Origin of the sequence: Shewanella sp. SM101, assembly GCF_025654465.1 — a bacterium.
In the GTDB taxonomy this organism is placed as follows: Bacteria; Pseudomonadota; Gammaproteobacteria; order Enterobacterales; family Shewanellaceae; genus Shewanella; species Shewanella oncorhynchi.
The window spans coordinates 1-16,341 of the sequence record NZ_JAKKRH010000069.1 but is presented as its reverse complement, the minus strand read 5'-3'; the positions used below and the strand labels follow the sequence as shown (position 1 = coordinate 16,341).

Genomic DNA, 16,341 nt, shown 5'->3' with positions numbered 1-16,341 from the left:
ACAGTTCTACTTCCGTACAACTGACGTAACCGGTACTATCGAACTGCCAGAAGGCGTAGAGATGGTAATGCCTGGCGACAACATCAAAATGGTAGTGACTCTGATTTGCCCAATCGCGATGGACGAAGGTTTACGCTTCGCAATCCGTGAAGGTGGTCGTACAGTTGGTGCTGGTGTAGTAGCTAAAATCATCGCTTAATTGCGATAGAAATTAGTTTGAAAAGGAAGCTTCGGCTTCCTTTTTTGTTTAAGTGGATTATTTCATAGGTTTTGTGGTTTGCATGGGATTCGCATCCTTGCTTACAAAGTCGAATAAGAATACAATCTATGGCCGATTTTTGACCCTGAGCTTATGCTATTTTGCGTTTCTAAGGGTGTTCGGAAATGCAGAGTGATGTGGGATTATGCCCGTCAATTAATGTGCTCTAAGCTCAGGCCGTATTGAGTAACGGAAAAACCGATGACAACAAATACTGAAAACCAGAACAATTCTCTGGATATCGTGAAGTGGGGTTTAGTGATTGTATTGCTAGCCGCTGCTGTTATTGGCAATCAAATGTATAGCGAAGCCAGTGCCGTCATACGTGCGCTTAGTGTTATCGTTGCATTCGCTATTGCTGGTTTTATTGCGCTTCAGACTGTAAAAGGTAAAAAAGCGTTAGCTTTTGCCCGTGAAGCGCATATCGAAGTGCGCAAGGTTGTATGGCCGACGCGTCAAGAAGCGCTAAACACCACTTTTATTGTCCTTGCAGCAACAGGTATCTTAGCTCTTATCCTTTGGGGTATGGATGCTGTGTTAATGCGAATTGTCAATTTTATCACTGGCGTATAGGCACCTCGAATGACTGAAGCTAAAGAAGCTAAAAAAAGATGGTATGTAGTGCAGGCATTCTCAGGCTATGAAGGCCGAGTTTGTAAGTCACTGATTGAATATATTAAAATGCATGGCATGGAAGCATACTTCGGTGAAGTATTGGTTCCGACTGAAGAAGTCATCGAAATGCGTGCAGGTCAGCGTCGCAAGAGCGAACGTAAGTTTTTCCCTGGCTATGTGTTAGTCCAGATGGAAATGAACGATGACAGCTGGCATTTAGTCAAAAGCATCCCGCGTGTTTTAGGCTTTATTGGCGGAACGTCTGATCGTCCTGCCCCAATTTCAGATAAAGAAGCTGATGCAATTCTGCGTCGCTTACAAGAAACGACAGCGTCACCGACTCATAGAACTATATTTGAGCCTGGTGAAGTGGTACGTGTGTGTGATGGTCCATTTGCTGACTTTAACGGCACCGTTGAAGAAGTGGATTATGACAAGAGCCGCGTGAAAGTATCAGTGATGATCTTTGGTCGTTCTACGCCTGTTGAACTTGACTTTAGTCAAGTTGAAAAAGGCTGATTAAATAAACTACAAAATCCGTTTGGCAACGGGTGCGAATTTCTATATAATTCGCACCCGTTGTTTTCGGGGGAGCATGTCAGCATGTCGCTGATGCGCGTTTGAACCCAAACTGAGGAAATGTCAGATGGCAAAGAAGATTGATGCTTATATTAAGCTACAAGTAAAATCCGGTTCTGCGAACCCATCACCACCAGTTGGTCCAGCTTTGGGTCAAAAAGGTGTGAACATCATGGAATTCTGTAAAGCGTTTAACGCCCGTACAGAAAAAATGGAAAAAGGCATGCCTATTCCAGTCGTGATCACTGTTTACAGTGACCGTTCATTCACTTTTGAAACTAAGACTTCTCCAGCGTCTTACTTACTGAAGACTGCTGCAGGCCTGAAATCAGGTTCTCCACGTCCAAACACTCAGAAAGTGGGTACTATCGCTCGCGCTAAAGTTCAAGAAATTGCTGAACTGAAAGCTGCCGATATGACTGGTGCTGACATTGAAGCGATGACTCGCTCAATCGAAGGTACTGCGCGTTCAATGGGTTTGGTTGTAGAGGATTAATATAATGGCAAAGCTAACTAAACGCATGCGCGTAATTCGCGAAAAAGTTGACGGTACTAAAAGCTACGATATCAACGAAGCTGTTGCTCTGTTAAAAGAATTAGCAACTGCAAAATTCGTTGAAAGTGTAGACGTAGCAGTTAACCTGGGTATCGACCCACGTAAATCTGACCAAAACGTTCGTGGTGCAACAGTGTTGCCACACGGTACTGGTCGTGACGTTCGCGTTGCAGTATTTACACAAGGTGCAAATGCTGAAGCTGCTAAAGCTGCTGGCGCTGAGCTAGTTGGTATGGATGATCTGGCTGAGAAAATCAAAGCCGGTGAAATGAACTTTGACGTAGTTATCGCATCTCCAGATGCAATGCGCGTTGTTGGTATGTTAGGTCAAATCTTAGGCCCACGTGGTTTAATGCCTAACCCTAAAACAGGTACAGTAACGCCAAACGTTGCTGAAGCTGTTAAGAACGCCAAAGCGGGTCAAGTTCGTTACCGTAACGACAAGAACGGTATTATCCACACTACTATCGGTAAAGTGGATTTCACACCAGTTCAATTGAAAGAAAACTTGGAAGCGTTAGTGTCAGCACTGAAAAAGGCTAAGCCTGCAGTTGCTAAAGGCATTTTCGTGAAAAAGATCAGCATCTCTACCACTATGGGTGCAGGTGTTGCAGTTGATCAAGCTACGCTTGAAACAACTCTATAATTTTACAAAGCGGGTGCATTAGTCTATAATGCGCGCACTTTGTGGGTTGAAGCCTGTTTTATCTTCTGTTTAGGCGGAATTTAACTCAGGTTTCCGTCCAAGACCGCAGGTGTTTTTTGTAAAAATAACTTAATTTCCTGCGTAGACGGTGTCAGGCCCCAGCTAAAATTTTTTACTGGATAATCTGCACCGTAAGTCACTAAATACATAAGTATTTAGTATGGTAAATACTAGGGAATACCCTAGGTAGAATCCAGGAGTAAAGCCAATGGCATTAAGACTCGAAGACAAAAAAGCGATTGTTGCTGAAGTCAACGAAGCTGCCAAAGGTGCGCTATCTGCAGTTGCCGCTGATTCTCGCGGTGTGACTGTAGGTGCTATGACCGGTCTGCGTAAAAAAGCTCGCGAAGCTGGTGTATATGTACGTGTAGTACGTAACACGCTAGCTCGTCGTGCTGTTGAAGGTACTGCTTTTGAGTGCCTAGCAGAAACGTTCACTGGCCCAACTTTGATTGCTTTTTCTTTAGAGCACCCAGGTGCTGCAGCACGTCTGTTAAAAGACTTTGCTAAAGAACAAGCTAACTTCGAAGTTAAAGGCGCAGCCTTTGAAGGGAATTTCATCCCTGCAGCTGAAATTGATCGTTTGGCGAAACTGCCAACATACGAAGAAGCACTAGCTCAGTTAATGATGACTATGAAAGAAGCATCTGCTGGCAAGTTCGTTCGTACACTGGCCGCCCTGCGCGATCAAAAACAAGAAGCCGCTTAATTTCAAGCTGGCTGCTTAATAAAATTGAATTCAGAACAATAGGAAACATTTGTTATGTCTATCACTAAAGACCAAATCTTAGAAGCCTTTGCAGCTATGTCTGTAATGGAAGTTGTTGAACTGATCGAAGCTATGGAAGAGAAGTTCGGCGTTTCTGCCGCTGCTGCTGTTGTTTCTGGCGGTGCAGAAGCAGTTGTTGTTGAAGAACAAACAGAATTCAACGTAGTTCTGACTGCTCACGGCGACAACAAAGTTGCAGTTATTAAAGCCATCCGTGGCGCAACTGGTTTAGGCCTGAAAGAAGCTAAAGCTATGTCTGAAGCTGCTCCAGTAGCAGTTAAAGAAGGCGTTTCTAAAGAAGAAGCTGAAGCTCTGAAGAAAGAACTTACTGAAGCTGGTGCTTCTGTAGAAATTAAGTAAGCTATTATTTAGCTTGCTCACCCAAGCCACTTGGGTGGAGGCTGGCGGTTTTTTAACCGTCGGCCTTTTTTGCGCTATATGCGCTGGCGATTTTTTTTCACCGTTTGTCGCCAAATTTTGCAGTCCCTAGCAGAGATTACTGGTTAGGTTCTTGCCATCAACGGTGATGGGCAAACGTGCTGAATTTTAATAACTTAAGTTATTTATTCAGTCTTGGTCACATCTCGTAAGCAGAGGAAACCCATGGTTTACTCCTATTCTGAAAAGAAGCGTATTCGCAAAGACTTTGGTAAGCGTCCAAAAGTTTTGGATATCCCTTATTTATTGTCTATCCAGCTAGACTCTTTTAAGAAGTTCACCGATCAAGATCCTACCGGTGAGCGCGGTTTAGAAGCCGCCTTCCGTAGCGTTTTTCCCATCAAGAGCTTTTCTGGTAACTCAGAACTGCAATACGTCAGCTATAAGCTTGGCGAGCCTGTTTTTGATGTGAAAGAGTGTCAGATCCGTGGTGTTACGTATTCAGCTCCACTACGCGTTAAATTACGTATGGTGTTGTATGACCGTGAAGCAGCGGCGGGCACAGTAAAAGATATTAAAGAACAAGAAGTCTACATGGGTGATATCCCATTGATGACGGATAACGGTACTTTTGTTATCAACGGTACTGAGCGTGTAATCGTATCTCAATTACACCGTTCTCCAGGCGTGTTCTTTGATCATGACCGTGGTAAAACCCACTCATCAGGTAAGGTGCTGTATAACGCACGTATTATTCCTTACCGTGGTTCATGGCTTGACTTTGAATTCGATCCTAAAGATGCACTATTTGTGCGTATTGACCGTCGCCGCAAACTGCCTGCGACCATCATGTTACGTGCATTAGAATATTCTACTCAAGAGATCCTCGATCTGTTCTTCGAACGCGTTGAGTTCAAGATCAAGAAAGATACTCTGGTCATGTCTTTGGTGCCTGAACGTCTGCGTGGCGAAACTGCCAGCTATGACATCAAGGATGCTGAAGGTTCTGTACTGGTTGAAGCGGGACGTCGTATTACTGCGCGTCACATTCGTCAGTTAGAAAAGACTAATACCACTGAGCTTGAAGTGCCAGTTGAATATATCGTGGGCAAATATGCTGCTCAAGATTATATCGATCCGGACACGGGTGAAGTTTTAGTCTCTGCCAACAGTGAAATTAGCTTAGAAGATCTGGCTAAACTATCATTGGCCGGTATTAAAGATATCAGCACGTTGTATATCAACGAGCTAGATCATGGTGCTTATATTTCAGATACGCTGCGTATCGATTCAACCACTAACCGCTTAGAAGCGCTGGTTGAGATCTATCGTATGATGCGTCCTGGCGAGCCACCAACCAAAGATGCTGCCGAAGCACTATTCCAGAACTTGTTCTTCAGTGAAGAGCGTTATGACCTGTCTAAAGTAGGTCGTATGAAGTTCAACCGTCGTCTCAGCATTCCTGATGACGAAGGTAGCGGTGTATTGTCTAAAGAAGACATCGTCGCGGTAATGAAGAACATCATTCATATCCGTAACGGTTTCGACGAAGTCGATGACATCGATCACTTAGGTAACCGTCGTATTCGTAGCGTCGGTGAAATGGCTGAAAACCAATTCCGTGTTGGTTTAGTCCGTGTTGAGCGCGCCGTGCGTGAACGTCTGTCTTTAGGCGATCTGAATGAGCTGATGCCACAAGACTTGATCAACGCTAAGCCAATTTCTGCTGCAGTGAAAGAGTTCTTCGGTTCTTCTCAGCTGTCACAATTCATGGACCAAAACAACCCGCTGTCAGAAGTAACGCATAAGCGTCGTATTTCTGCTCTTGGCCCTGGTGGTTTGACTCGTGAACGTGCAGGCTTCGAAGTCCGCGACGTACATCCAACGCATTATGGTCGTTTATGTCCAATTGAGACCCCTGAAGGTCCAAACATTGGTCTAATCAACTCATTAGCAAGTTTTGCCCGTACTAACTCTTACGGCTTCCTAGAAACGCCATACCGCAAGGTTATCGACGGCGTGATTACTGACGAAGTGGAATACTTGTCAGCAATCGAAGAAGGTCGTTATGTGATTGCACAGGCGAACATCGAAGTTGACGCTAGCGGTCGTATGGCAGAAGAGCAAATTGCTTGTCGTCATAAAGGTGAATCGACCTTTATGCGCGCTGCTGACATCCAGTATATGGACGTTTCGCCACAACAGATTATTTCTGTTGCTGCGTCACTGATCCCGTTCTTAGAACACGACGATGCTAACCGTGCCTTGATGGGTGCGAACATGCAACGTCAAGCCGTACCCACACTGCGCTCTGAAAAGCCGCTAGTAGGTACTGGTATTGAACGTACTTTGGCTGTTGACTCTGGTGTTGTGGTTGTTGCTAAACGTGGTGGTTTTGTAGACTACGTTGATGCGAGCCGTATCGTTGTTAAAGTAAATGAAGATGAGCTGCGCCCAGGCGAAGCCGGTATCGACATTTATAACCTGACTAAATACACCCGTTCTAACCAAAACACTTGTATCAACCAACGCCCTTGTTGTGCTGTTGGTGAGCCAGTCGTTCGTGGTGACGTGTTAGCAGACGGTCCGTCTACTGACTTAGGTGACTTAGCCCTTGGCCAGAACATGCGTATCGCATTCATGCCTTGGAACGGTTACAACTTCGAAGACTCGATCTTAATTTCTGAGCGCGTAGCGCAAGAAGACCGTTTCACCACTATCCACATTCAGGAGCTGTCTTGTATTGCTCGTGATACCAAACTGGGTAGCGAAGAAATCACGGCTGATATTCCAAACGTAGGTGAATCTGCTCTGTCGAAACTCGACGAGTCAGGTATCGTTTACATTGGTGCAGAAGTGAAGGGCGGCGATATTCTGGTTGGTAAAGTGACGCCAAAAGGCGAAACACAGCTAACGCCAGAAGAGAAGTTACTCCGTGCTATCTTCGGTGAGAAAGCGTCTGACGTTAAAGACAGTTCACTGCGTGTACCTAACTCTGTTAAGGGTACTATCATCGACGTTCAGGTATTTACCCGTGACGGCGTTGAAAAAGACAAGCGTGCAGTTGAAATCGAAGAGATGCACATTGCCCAAGCTCGTAAAGACTTAGGCGAAGAGTTCAAGATCCTTGAAGAAGGTGTATTGAGCCGTGCGCGTAACCTGTTAATCGGTGCTGGTTTCACTGAAGCGCAAATTGCTGCGTTGCCACGTAAAGATGTATTGGTTCAAGTCATTGACGATGAAGCAAAACAAACTGAACTTGAGCAATTAGCTGAACAGCATGAAGAGCTGAAAGCTGACTTCGATAAGAAGTTTGAAATCAAACGTCGCAAGATCACCCAAGGTGATGATTTGGCGCCAGGCGTACTCAAAATCGTTAAGGTTTACTTAGCGGTTAAGCGTACTATCCAACCTGGTGACAAGATGGCGGGTCGTCACGGTAACAAGGGTGTTATCTCTAAGATTTGCCCAATCGAAGACATGCCATATGACGAACAAGGTAACCCAGTAGACATCGTATTGAACCCGCTAGGTGTTCCATCACGTATGAACATTGGTCAGGTACTTGAAGTCCATATGGGCGCCGCTGCCAAAGGCATTGGTAACAAGATCACTGCGATGCTTGAAGAACAGCGTGAGCTGGCTGAAGTGCGTGGTTACATCAAGCAAGTTTATGAATTAGGTGACGAAGTGCAGCAGCGCGTCGATATCGATTCATTCACTGATGATGAAGTATTACGTCTTGCGACTAACCTGAAAGGCGGTATCCCGATTGCAACTCCTGCATTCGACGGTGCTAAAGAGAAAGAGATCAAGCAGATGCTTGAACTTGCAGGTTTGCCAACCTCTGGTCAGTTGAAGTTGTTTGATGGTCGTACCGGTAACGAATTTGAGCGTCAAGTAACGGTAGGTTACATGTACATGCTCAAACTGAACCACTTAGTTGATGACAAGATGCACGCCCGTTCTACCGGTTCGTACAGCTTAGTGACTCAACAACCACTGGGCGGTAAAGCTCAGTTCGGTGGTCAGCGTTTCGGTGAGATGGAAGTGTGGGCACTAGAAGCATACGGTGCCGCTTATACGCTTCAAGAAATGCTCACTGTTAAATCGGATGACGTTAACGGTCGTACTCAGATGTATAAGAACATCGTCGACGGTAACCATCAGATGCAACCTGGCATGCCAGAGTCCTTCAACGTGTTACTGAAGGAGATCCGTTCACTCGGTATTAATATCGAGTTGGATCAGGCATAAGCGCAGGCCTTTAGCCGCGTTTGGCAAACAGAATGGTGCTCCGTGCAAGCGGAGCACCCGGTTTAACTCCTTCAGGAGAGAAACGTGAAAGACTTATTAAAGTTTCTGAAACAGCAAAGCAAGACTGAAGAATTTAACGGCATCAAAATTGGTCTGGCATCGCCTGATCTGATCCGTTCTTGGTCTTTTGGTGAAGTTAAGAAGCCAGAAACCATCAACTACCGTACCTTCAAGCCTGAGCGTGAAGGTCTGTTCTGTGCGCGTATCTTTGGCCCAGTCAAAGATTACGAATGTTTGTGCGGTAAGTACAAACGTTTGAAGCACCGTGGTGTTATTTGTGAAAAGTGTGGCGTTGAAGTAACCCAAACTAAAGTACGTCGTGAGCGTATGGGTCACATCGAACTGGCTAGCCCAGTTGCGCACATTTGGTTTTTAAAATCGCTACCGTCACGTATTGGCTTAATGCTGGATATGACGTTGCGTGATATCGAACGCGTACTGTATTTTGAATCATTTGTCGTGATCGAGCCTGGCATGACCAGCCTTGAACGTGGCCAAATGCTGACAGAAGAAACTTATCTGGATGCATTAGAAGAATACGGTGATGAGTTCGAAGCTAAAATGGGTGCCGAAGCAGTGCTTGAACTGTTACGTGCTATCGATTTAGCGAAAGAAATCGAACAAATGCGTGAAGAATTGCCTTCAATCAATTCTGAGACTCGTCGCAAGAAAGTGACTAAACGTCTTAAGTTGATGGAAGCATTCTACACTTCAGGCAACAAGCCTGAGTGGATGATCTTAAAAGTACTGCCTGTGTTACCACCTGACTTACGTCCGTTGGTTCCGCTCGATGGCGGCCGCTTCGCGACTTCAGATCTTAACGACCTGTATCGCCGCGTGATCAACCGTAACAACCGTTTGAAGCGTCTGTTAGATTTAGCTGCGCCAGACATTATCGTACGCAACGAAAAGCGTATGTTACAAGAGTCTGTTGATGCGCTATTAGATAACGGTCGTCGTGGTCGTGCTATTACCGGTTCTAACAAGCGTCCTCTGAAATCTTTGGCTGATATGATCAAAGGTAAGCAAGGTCGTTTCCGTCAGAACTTGTTGGGTAAGCGCGTTGACTATTCTGGTCGTTCGGTAATTACCGTAGGTCCTACTCTACGTCTGCACCAATGTGGTCTTCCTAAGAAGATGGCACTGGAACTGTTCAAGCCATTCATCTATGGCAAGCTAGAAGGTCGTGGCTTAGCTACTACCATCAAAGCGGCTAAGAAGATGGTTGAGCGTGAAGTGGCGGAAGTTTGGGACGTTCTGGATGAAGTGATCCGCGAACATCCAGTGATGCTCAACCGTGCACCAACACTGCACAGACTGGGTATCCAAGCGTTCGAACCAGTACTGATTGAAGGTAAAGCAATCCAGTTACACCCACTCGTTTGTGCGGCATACAACGCCGACTTCGACGGTGACCAAATGGCGGTACACGTACCGTTAACACTGGAAGCGCAGCTTGAAGCCCGTGCCCTGATGATGTCTACCAACAACATCCTGTCACCAGCCAACGGCGAGCCTGTTATCACCCCGTCTCAAGACGTGGTATTGGGTCTGTACTACACCAGCCGTGAGCGTATTAACGGCCGTGGTGAAGGTATGGCATTTATGTCTGTTGCTGAAGTTGAAAAAGCTTACGCAACTGGCGCTGCTGAACTGCATGCCCGCGTTAAAGTTCGTATCACTGAAACCATTATTGGTGATGATGGTGAGCGCACTGAACAACGCCGTATCGTTGATACGACTGTGGGTCGTGCTCTGCTGTCACTTATTCTGCCAGCAGGTTTGTCATTTGATCTGGTTAACCAGAACATGGGCAAAAAGCAGATCTCTAAACTGTTGAACACCTGTTATCGTCAACTGGGTCTGAAAGATACTGTTATCTTCGCTGACCAATTGATGTATACCGGTTTCCGTTTTGCAACCATCTCTGGTGCCTCTGTCGGTATCGATGACATGGTTATTCCAGACGAGAAATACACCTTAGTTGCTGATGCAGAAGCGGAAGTTCTTGAAATTCAAGAGCAGTTCCAATCTGGTCTAGTCACAGCCGGTGAGCGTTACAACAAAGTTATCGATATCTGGGCAAGTGCCAACGAAAAAGTTTCTAAAGCTATGATGGAAAACCTGTCAACTGAGACAGTGATTAACCGTGATGGTGTTGAAGAGAAACAAGCCTCGTTTAACAGCATCTATATGATGGCTGACTCAGGCGCTCGTGGTAGTGCCGCACAGATCCGTCAGTTGGCGGGTATGCGTGGTCTGATGGCTAAGCCAGACGGCTCAATCATCGAAACGCCAATTACCGCTAACTTCCGTGAAGGTCTAAACGTACTCCAGTACTTTATTTCTACTCACGGTGCGCGTAAAGGTCTAGCAGATACGGCATTGAAGACAGCGAACTCGGGTTACCTGACTCGTCGTCTTGTAGACGTTGCACAAGATTTAGTGGTTATCGAAGACGATTGTGGTACTCACGAAGGTCTAACCATGAAACCGCTGATTGAAGGTGGTGATGTGGTTGAGCCGTTACGTGAACGCGTACTGGGTCGTGTGGTTGCGATTGATGTGTTCTATCCAGGCACTGAAGACGTATTAGCACCACGTAACACGCTACTCGACGAAGCATGGTGTGACAAGTTAGAAGAGCATTCAATCGACGAAGTGATTGTACGTTCTGTTATTTCTTGTGATACCGATTTCGGTGTGTGTGCAGCTTGTTACGGTCGTGACTTGGCTCGTGGTCATATTATTAACCACGGTGAAGCCATCGGTGTTGTGGCAGCACAATCTATCGGTGAACCAGGTACACAGTTAACGATGCGTACGTTCCACATCGGTGGTGCGGCATCTAGAGCGTCTGCAGAAAACAATGTCCAAGTGAAAAACTCGGGTTCATTGAAACTGCATAATGCTAAGCATGTTACTAACAGTGACGGCAAACTGGTTATCGTTTCTCGTTCTTCTGAACTGGCTGTTATTGACGAGCTGGGTCGTGAGAAAGAGCGTTATAAAGTGCCATACGGTACTGTGCTCGAGAAACTAGAAGAAGCGGCTGTTGAAGCGGGCGATGTTATCGCTAACTGGGATCCACATACTCACCCAATCATTTCTGAAGTGGCGGGTAGTATCAAGTTCGTAGACATGATTGACGGTGTCACTATGACACGTCAAACAGACGAACTAACGGGTCTGTCATCAATCGTGATCCTTGACGTTGGTCAGCGTGGTACTGCGGGTAAAGAAATGCGCCCAATGATCCGTCTGCTTGGCGCTAATGGTGCTGACTTGATGATCCCAGGTACTGAAGTACCAGCACAATACTTCTTACCAGGTAGTGCGATCGTTAACTTAGAAGATAACGCGCAAATCAACGTGGGTGACGCATTAGCTCGTATTCCTCAGGAATCGTCTAAAACTCGCGACATCACCGGTGGTCTGCCACGCGTTGCTGACTTGTTCGAAGCGCGTAAGCCAAAAGAGCCTGCTATTCTGGCGGAAATCTCTGGTACCATCTCGTTTGGTAAAGAGACCAAAGGTAAGCGTCGTTTGGTGATTACACCTGCTGATGGCGGCGATCATTATGAAGAGATGATCCCTAAGTGGCGTAACTTAAACGTGTTCGAAGGTGAAAAAGTCGAACGTGGTGAAGTTATCGCTGACGGTCCAGAAGCGGCACACGACATTCTGCGTCTTCGTGGTATCCACAACGTAGCAAACTATATTGTGAACGAAGTACAGGACGTTTACCGTCTGCAAGGCGTGAAGATCAACGATAAGCATATCGAAGTGATCATCCGTCAGATGCTGCGTAAGTGTCTTATCACTTCTGCCGGTGACACTGACTTCCTCGAAGGGGAACAAGCTGAAGTGTCACGCGTGAAGATCGCTAACCGCGAACTGATCGCCCAAGGTAAAGTGCCTGCGACCTTTGAACGTGAACTACTGGGTATTACTAAAGCATCTCTGGCAACAGAATCCTTTATCTCAGCAGCATCGTTCCAAGAAACTACGCGCGTACTGACCGAAGCCGCCGTCGGTGGTAAGAGCGATCAATTACGTGGTCTGAAAGAAAACGTTATCGTTGGCCGACTGATCCCAGCCGGTACTGGTTACGCTTATCACAAGACTCGTAATGAAGCGCGTGCGAAGAAAAACGAACCTGTAGTAGTGAACAAGATCACTGCAAGTGAAGCCGAACAGAACTTGGCCGATCTCTTAAACTTGGCTGGTAGCCAAGATTAAGTAATAAGTTTGTTATAAAAAGGCGCCTATGGCGCCTTTTTTCTTGTAATATGCCGCAAAAGTTGGCTATTTCTTGACAGTCAGGCATTACCTTTCTAAAATTCCGCGTCCCACCATTGTGGGATATAGATTTTTCACACCTTATCGTTGAGTTTGATTCAACTGACTCGGAGCTATACATGGCAACTGTAAACCAGTTGGTACGTAAGCCACGCGCGCCAAAAGTCGACAAGACTAACGTGCCTGCGTTGAATGCGTGCCCGCAAAAACGTGGTGTTTGTACACGTGTGTACACTACTACCCCTAAAAAACCTAACTCTGCACTACGTAAAGTAGCTCGTGTGCGTCTAACTAACGGTTTCGAAGTTACTTCGTACATCGGCGGTGAAGGCCACAACCTGCAGGAACATAGCGTGATCTTAATCCGTGGTGGTCGTGTTAAAGACTTACCAGGTGTGCGTTATCACACTATTCGTGGCGCATTAGACTGTGCAGGCGTGACTTCACGTCGCCAAAGCCGTTCTAAATACGGTGCTAAGCGTCCTAAGTCTTAACTTATCCGTTAAGTAAGGCCAAGCTAGTTTTATTTTGAGAATTCCAGTTTTGGAAATCCCTGAAGCATACGGAGAATTGTTATGCCAAGACGTCGCGTTGTAGGACAACGTAAAATCCTACCAGATCCAAAGTTTCACAGTGAGTTGCTGGCTAAGTTCATCAACGTCATTATGCAAGACGGCAAAAAGTCGACTGCAGAAAAAATTATTTACAAGGCACTAGATGTTGTCGCTGAAAAGAAAAGCGAAAACCATTTAGTTATCCTTGAAGCAGCCCTGGACAACGTTCGCCCATCAGTCGAAGTTAAATCTCGTCGCGTTGGTGGTTCTACGTACCAGGTACCATGTGAAGTTCGTCCTGTGCGTCGTAACGCACTGGCGATGCGCTGGTTAGTTGAAGCTGCTCGTAAGCGTGGTGAAAAATCTATGGCTTTACGTCTGGCAGGTGAAATGCTGGATGCGTCTGAAAACAAAGGTACTGCTGTTAAGAAGCGTGAAGACGTGCATCGCATGGCTGAAGCTAACAAAGCCTTTGCTCATTACCGTTGGTAATATGATGGTGTGGGCTTAGGCCCACACCATAGTTGTTGATATTGCCAAGACTTAGGTCTTGGTGGAGAGGGTATAATCGTGGCTCGTACAACCCCAATTGAGCGTTATCGTAATATCGGTATTTGTGCTCATGTTGACGCAGGTAAAACCACCACAACAGAACGTGTTCTGTTCTATACCGGTTTGTCTCATAAAATCGGTGAGGTGCATGACGGCGCCGCTACCACAGACTGGATGGTTCAAGAGCAAGAGCGTGGTATCACTATCACCTCGGCTGCGGTAACCACATTCTGGCGTGGTATGGATGCTCAATTCACTGAACACCGCATCAATATCATCGATACCCCTGGTCACGTTGACTTTACTATTGAAGTTGAACGGTCTCTGCGCGTCCTCGACGGTGCTGTTGTCGTTTTCTGTGGTTCATCTGGTGTTGAACCTCAGTCAGAAACAGTGTGGCGTCAAGCTGATAAATACCGCGTTCCACGTTTGGTATTTATCAACAAGATGGACCGTGCAGGTGCAGACTTTGAACGTGTAGTGAAGCAAATTAGAACTCGTCTTGGAGCCACTTGTGTGCCTATTCAATTGAATATTGGTGCAGAAGAAAACTTCAAAGGCGTGATCGACTTAATCAAGATGAAAGCAATTAACTGGAATGAATCAGACCAGGGTATGACTTTCACTTATGAGGAGATCCCTGCAGAGTTAGCAGCTAAAGCGGCTGAAATGCATGAGTATCTGGTTGAAGTAGCAGCCGAATCTTCGGATGAACTGATGGATAAGTACCTTGAAGAAGGTGCGCTATCAGAAGACGAAATTAAAAAGGCGCTACGTCAGCGTACTATAAATAATGAAATCGTTTTAGCGACTTGTGGTTCTGCATTTAAGAACAAAGGCGTTCAAGCGGTACTTGATGCGGTTATTGAATTCTTGCCAGCGCCAATTGATGTGCCTCCAATTAAGGGCATCGATGAGAATGACCAAGAAGTAGAACGCCCATCAGATGACAATGCGCCTTTTGCTGCATTGGCATTTAAGATTGCTACAGATCCATTCGTAGGAACTTTGACCTTTATTCGCGTGTACTCAGGCGTACTCGAATCAGGTTCGGGCGTTTACAACTCTGTCAAACAGAAGCGTGAACGCGTAGGTCGCATGGTGCAAATGCACGCAAACGATCGCACTGAACTGAAAGAAGTCCGTGCTGGTGATATCGCAGCGGCGATTGGTCTAAAAGAAGTGACTACGGGTGATACGCTTTGTGATAACGATCATAGAGTGATCTTGGAACGTATGGAGTTCCCAGAGCCAGTAATTACCATTGCCGTTGAGCCTAAGTCAAAAGCCGATCAGGACAAAATGGGTATCGCGTTGCAAAAACTTGCAGCGGAAGATCCATCATTCCGAGTTGAAACTGACGAAGAATCATCACAAACTCTGATTTCGGGTATGGGTGAGTTACACTTAGACATCATCGTAGACCGTATGCGTCGCGAATTCGGTGTTGAATGTAACGTAGGTAAGCCACAAGTGGCCTACCGCGAAACTATCCGAGCATCAGTAGAAGCTGAAGGTAAATTTGTACGCCAATCAGGTGGTCGTGGACAATTCGGTCACGTTTGGTTAAAACTAGAGCCTAATGAAGAAGGCGCTGGTTACGAATTTGTCAATGCAGTTGTGGGAGGTGTGATTCCTCGTGAATTCATTCCTGCGGTTGATAAAGGTATCCAAGAACAGATGAAGAATGGCGTTCTCGCTGGCTTCCCTGTGTTGGACGTGAAGGTCACTCTGTTCGATGGTTCATATCATGATGTGGACTCGAACGAGATGGCGTTCAAAATTGCAGGTTCTATGGGCTTCAAAAAGGGTGCGCTTGAAGCGAATCCGGCGTTGCTCGAACCTTGCATGAAAGTAGAAGTAACTACCCCTGAAAATTATATGGGTGACGTCGTTGGTGATTTGAACCGTCGTCGTGGCTTAATTGAAGGGATGGATGATGGCTTCGGTGGCATCAAGATAGTCCATGCTGTAGTGCCTCTTTCTGAAATGTTTGGTTATGCAACTGATTTGCGCTCTGCTACACAGGGTCGCGCTTCATACTCTATGGAGTTCTTGAAGTACTCTGATGCACCGCAAAACATTGCAAAAGCGATTATTGAATCTCGTAGCTAATATCCAGTTACGACATAAATGTTATTATGGTCCAGCACTGACTGGACTATTCTGAAAAGAAAGGAATATATCGTGGCAAAAGCTAAATTTGAACGTATTAAGCCTCACGTAAACGTGGGCACCATTGGTCACGTTGACCATGGTAAAACCACACTGACTGCAGCTATCTCTCACGTATTGGCTAAGACCTACGGTGGCGAAGCTAAAGACTTCTCTCAAATCGATAACGCTCCAGAAGAGCGTGAGCGCGGTATTACGATCAATACCTCTCACATCGAATATGACACGCCTTCACGTCACTACGCACACGTAGACTGCCCAGGCCACGCTGACTATGTTAAAAACATGATCACTGGTGCTGCACAGATGGACGGCGCGATTCTAGTAGTTGCTTCTACAGACGGTCCAATGCCACAGACTCGTGAGCACATCCTGCTTTCTCGTCAGGTTGGCGTACCTTTCATCATCGTGTTCATGAACAAATGTGACATGGTAGATGACGAAGAGTTACTGGAATTGGTTGAAATGGAAGTGCGTGAACTTCTGTCAGAATACGATTTCCCAGGTGATGATTTACCAGTAATCCAAGGTTCAGCTCTGAAGGCCCTAGAAGGTCAACCAGAGTGGGAAGCTAAGATC

General features: G+C 46.1%; 12 protein-coding genes and 1 pseudogene. All 13 read left to right on the top strand.

The annotated features are described in order from the left end of the window. Positions 1-199 (top strand): annotated as a pseudogene (tuf, locus tag L5M38_RS22445) (elongation factor Tu); the annotation flags it as partial. Between the two features lie 261 nt (positions 200-460). Continuing rightward, positions 461-832 (top strand): preprotein translocase subunit SecE, encoded by a 372-nt coding sequence (gene secE / locus L5M38_RS22440; RefSeq protein ID WP_006083613.1) that lies wholly within the window; start codon positions 461-463, stop codon positions 830-832. 9 nt (positions 833-841) lie between these two features. Next, positions 842-1,393 (top strand): transcription termination/antitermination protein NusG, encoded by a 552-nt coding sequence (nusG, locus tag L5M38_RS22435; protein ID WP_105251029.1) that lies wholly within the window; start codon positions 842-844, stop codon positions 1,391-1,393. A 127-nt stretch (positions 1,394-1,520) separates the two neighbouring features. Then, positions 1,521-1,949 (top strand): 50S ribosomal protein L11, encoded by a 429-nt coding sequence (gene rplK / locus L5M38_RS22430; protein ID WP_006083611.1) that lies wholly within the window; start codon positions 1,521-1,523, stop codon positions 1,947-1,949. 4 nt (positions 1,950-1,953) lie between these two features. Then, the gene (gene rplA, locus L5M38_RS22425; protein WP_105251030.1) at positions 1,954-2,655 is read left to right on the top strand and encodes a 50S ribosomal protein L1; all 702 of its coding nucleotides are present in this window, start codon (positions 1,954-1,956) and stop codon (positions 2,653-2,655) included. A gap of 268 nt (positions 2,656-2,923) precedes the next feature. Further along, on the top strand, positions 2,924-3,424 hold the full coding sequence (gene rplJ / locus L5M38_RS22420) for a 50S ribosomal protein L10 (protein ID WP_006083609.1): 501 nt from the start codon (positions 2,924-2,926) through the stop codon (positions 3,422-3,424). A gap of 54 nt (positions 3,425-3,478) precedes the next feature. Next, positions 3,479-3,844 carry a 50S ribosomal protein L7/L12 gene (rplL, locus tag L5M38_RS22415; protein ID WP_105251031.1) on the top strand — a complete coding sequence of 122 codons (366 nt, stop codon included), beginning with the start codon at positions 3,479-3,481 and terminating at the stop codon, positions 3,842-3,844. Positions 3,845-4,087: 243 nt separating this feature from the next. Then, entirely contained in the window at positions 4,088-8,119 is a 4,032-nt protein-coding gene (rpoB, locus tag L5M38_RS22410; protein WP_105251032.1) for a DNA-directed RNA polymerase subunit beta, read from the top strand. Between the two features lie 84 nt (positions 8,120-8,203). After that, positions 8,204-12,421: a DNA-directed RNA polymerase subunit beta' gene (rpoC, locus tag L5M38_RS22405; RefSeq protein ID WP_105251033.1), complete on the top strand. Its 4,218-nt coding sequence runs from the start codon at positions 8,204-8,206 to the stop codon at positions 12,419-12,421. A 179-nt stretch (positions 12,422-12,600) separates the two neighbouring features. Continuing rightward, on the top strand, positions 12,601-12,975 hold the full coding sequence (rpsL, locus tag L5M38_RS22400) for a 30S ribosomal protein S12 (protein WP_006083605.1): 375 nt from the start codon (positions 12,601-12,603) through the stop codon (positions 12,973-12,975). Between the two features lie 81 nt (positions 12,976-13,056). Further along, the gene (gene rpsG, locus L5M38_RS22395) at positions 13,057-13,527 is read left to right on the top strand and encodes a 30S ribosomal protein S7 (RefSeq protein WP_011787570.1); all 471 of its coding nucleotides are present in this window, start codon (positions 13,057-13,059) and stop codon (positions 13,525-13,527) included. Positions 13,528-13,605: 78 nt separating this feature from the next. Then, positions 13,606-15,702, top strand: a complete 2,097-nt coding sequence (gene fusA, locus L5M38_RS22390; protein WP_263180356.1) for an elongation factor G — start codon at positions 13,606-13,608, stop codon at positions 15,700-15,702. 72 nt (positions 15,703-15,774) lie between these two features. Beyond that, positions 15,775-16,341, top strand: a 567-nt coding sequence (locus L5M38_RS22385; RefSeq protein WP_263180355.1) for a GTP-binding protein, incomplete at its 3' end; no start/stop codon positions are given.

Excerpts from the sequence above, each read along its gene's own strand:
- rplL (WP_105251031.1), top strand. The coding sequence starts at position 3,479 with ATGTCTATCACTAAAGACCAAATCTTAGAAGCCTTTGCAGCTATGTCT.
- rplK (WP_006083611.1), top strand. The coding sequence starts at position 1,521 with ATGGCAAAGAAGATTGATGCTTATATTAAGCTACAAGTAAAATCCGGT.
- rplJ (WP_006083609.1), top strand. The coding sequence starts at position 2,924 with ATGGCATTAAGACTCGAAGACAAAAAAGCGATTGTTGCTGAAGTCAAC.
- rpoB (WP_105251032.1), top strand. The coding sequence starts at position 4,088 with ATGGTTTACTCCTATTCTGAAAAGAAGCGTATTCGCAAAGACTTTGGT.
- rplA (WP_105251030.1), top strand. The coding sequence starts at position 1,954 with ATGGCAAAGCTAACTAAACGCATGCGCGTAATTCGCGAAAAAGTTGAC.
- rpsL (WP_006083605.1), top strand. The coding sequence starts at position 12,601 with ATGGCAACTGTAAACCAGTTGGTACGTAAGCCACGCGCGCCAAAAGTC.
- nusG (WP_105251029.1), top strand. The coding sequence starts at position 842 with ATGACTGAAGCTAAAGAAGCTAAAAAAAGATGGTATGTAGTGCAGGCA.
- secE (WP_006083613.1), top strand. The coding sequence starts at position 461 with ATGACAACAAATACTGAAAACCAGAACAATTCTCTGGATATCGTGAAG.
- rpsG (WP_011787570.1), top strand. The coding sequence starts at position 13,057 with ATGCCAAGACGTCGCGTTGTAGGACAACGTAAAATCCTACCAGATCCA.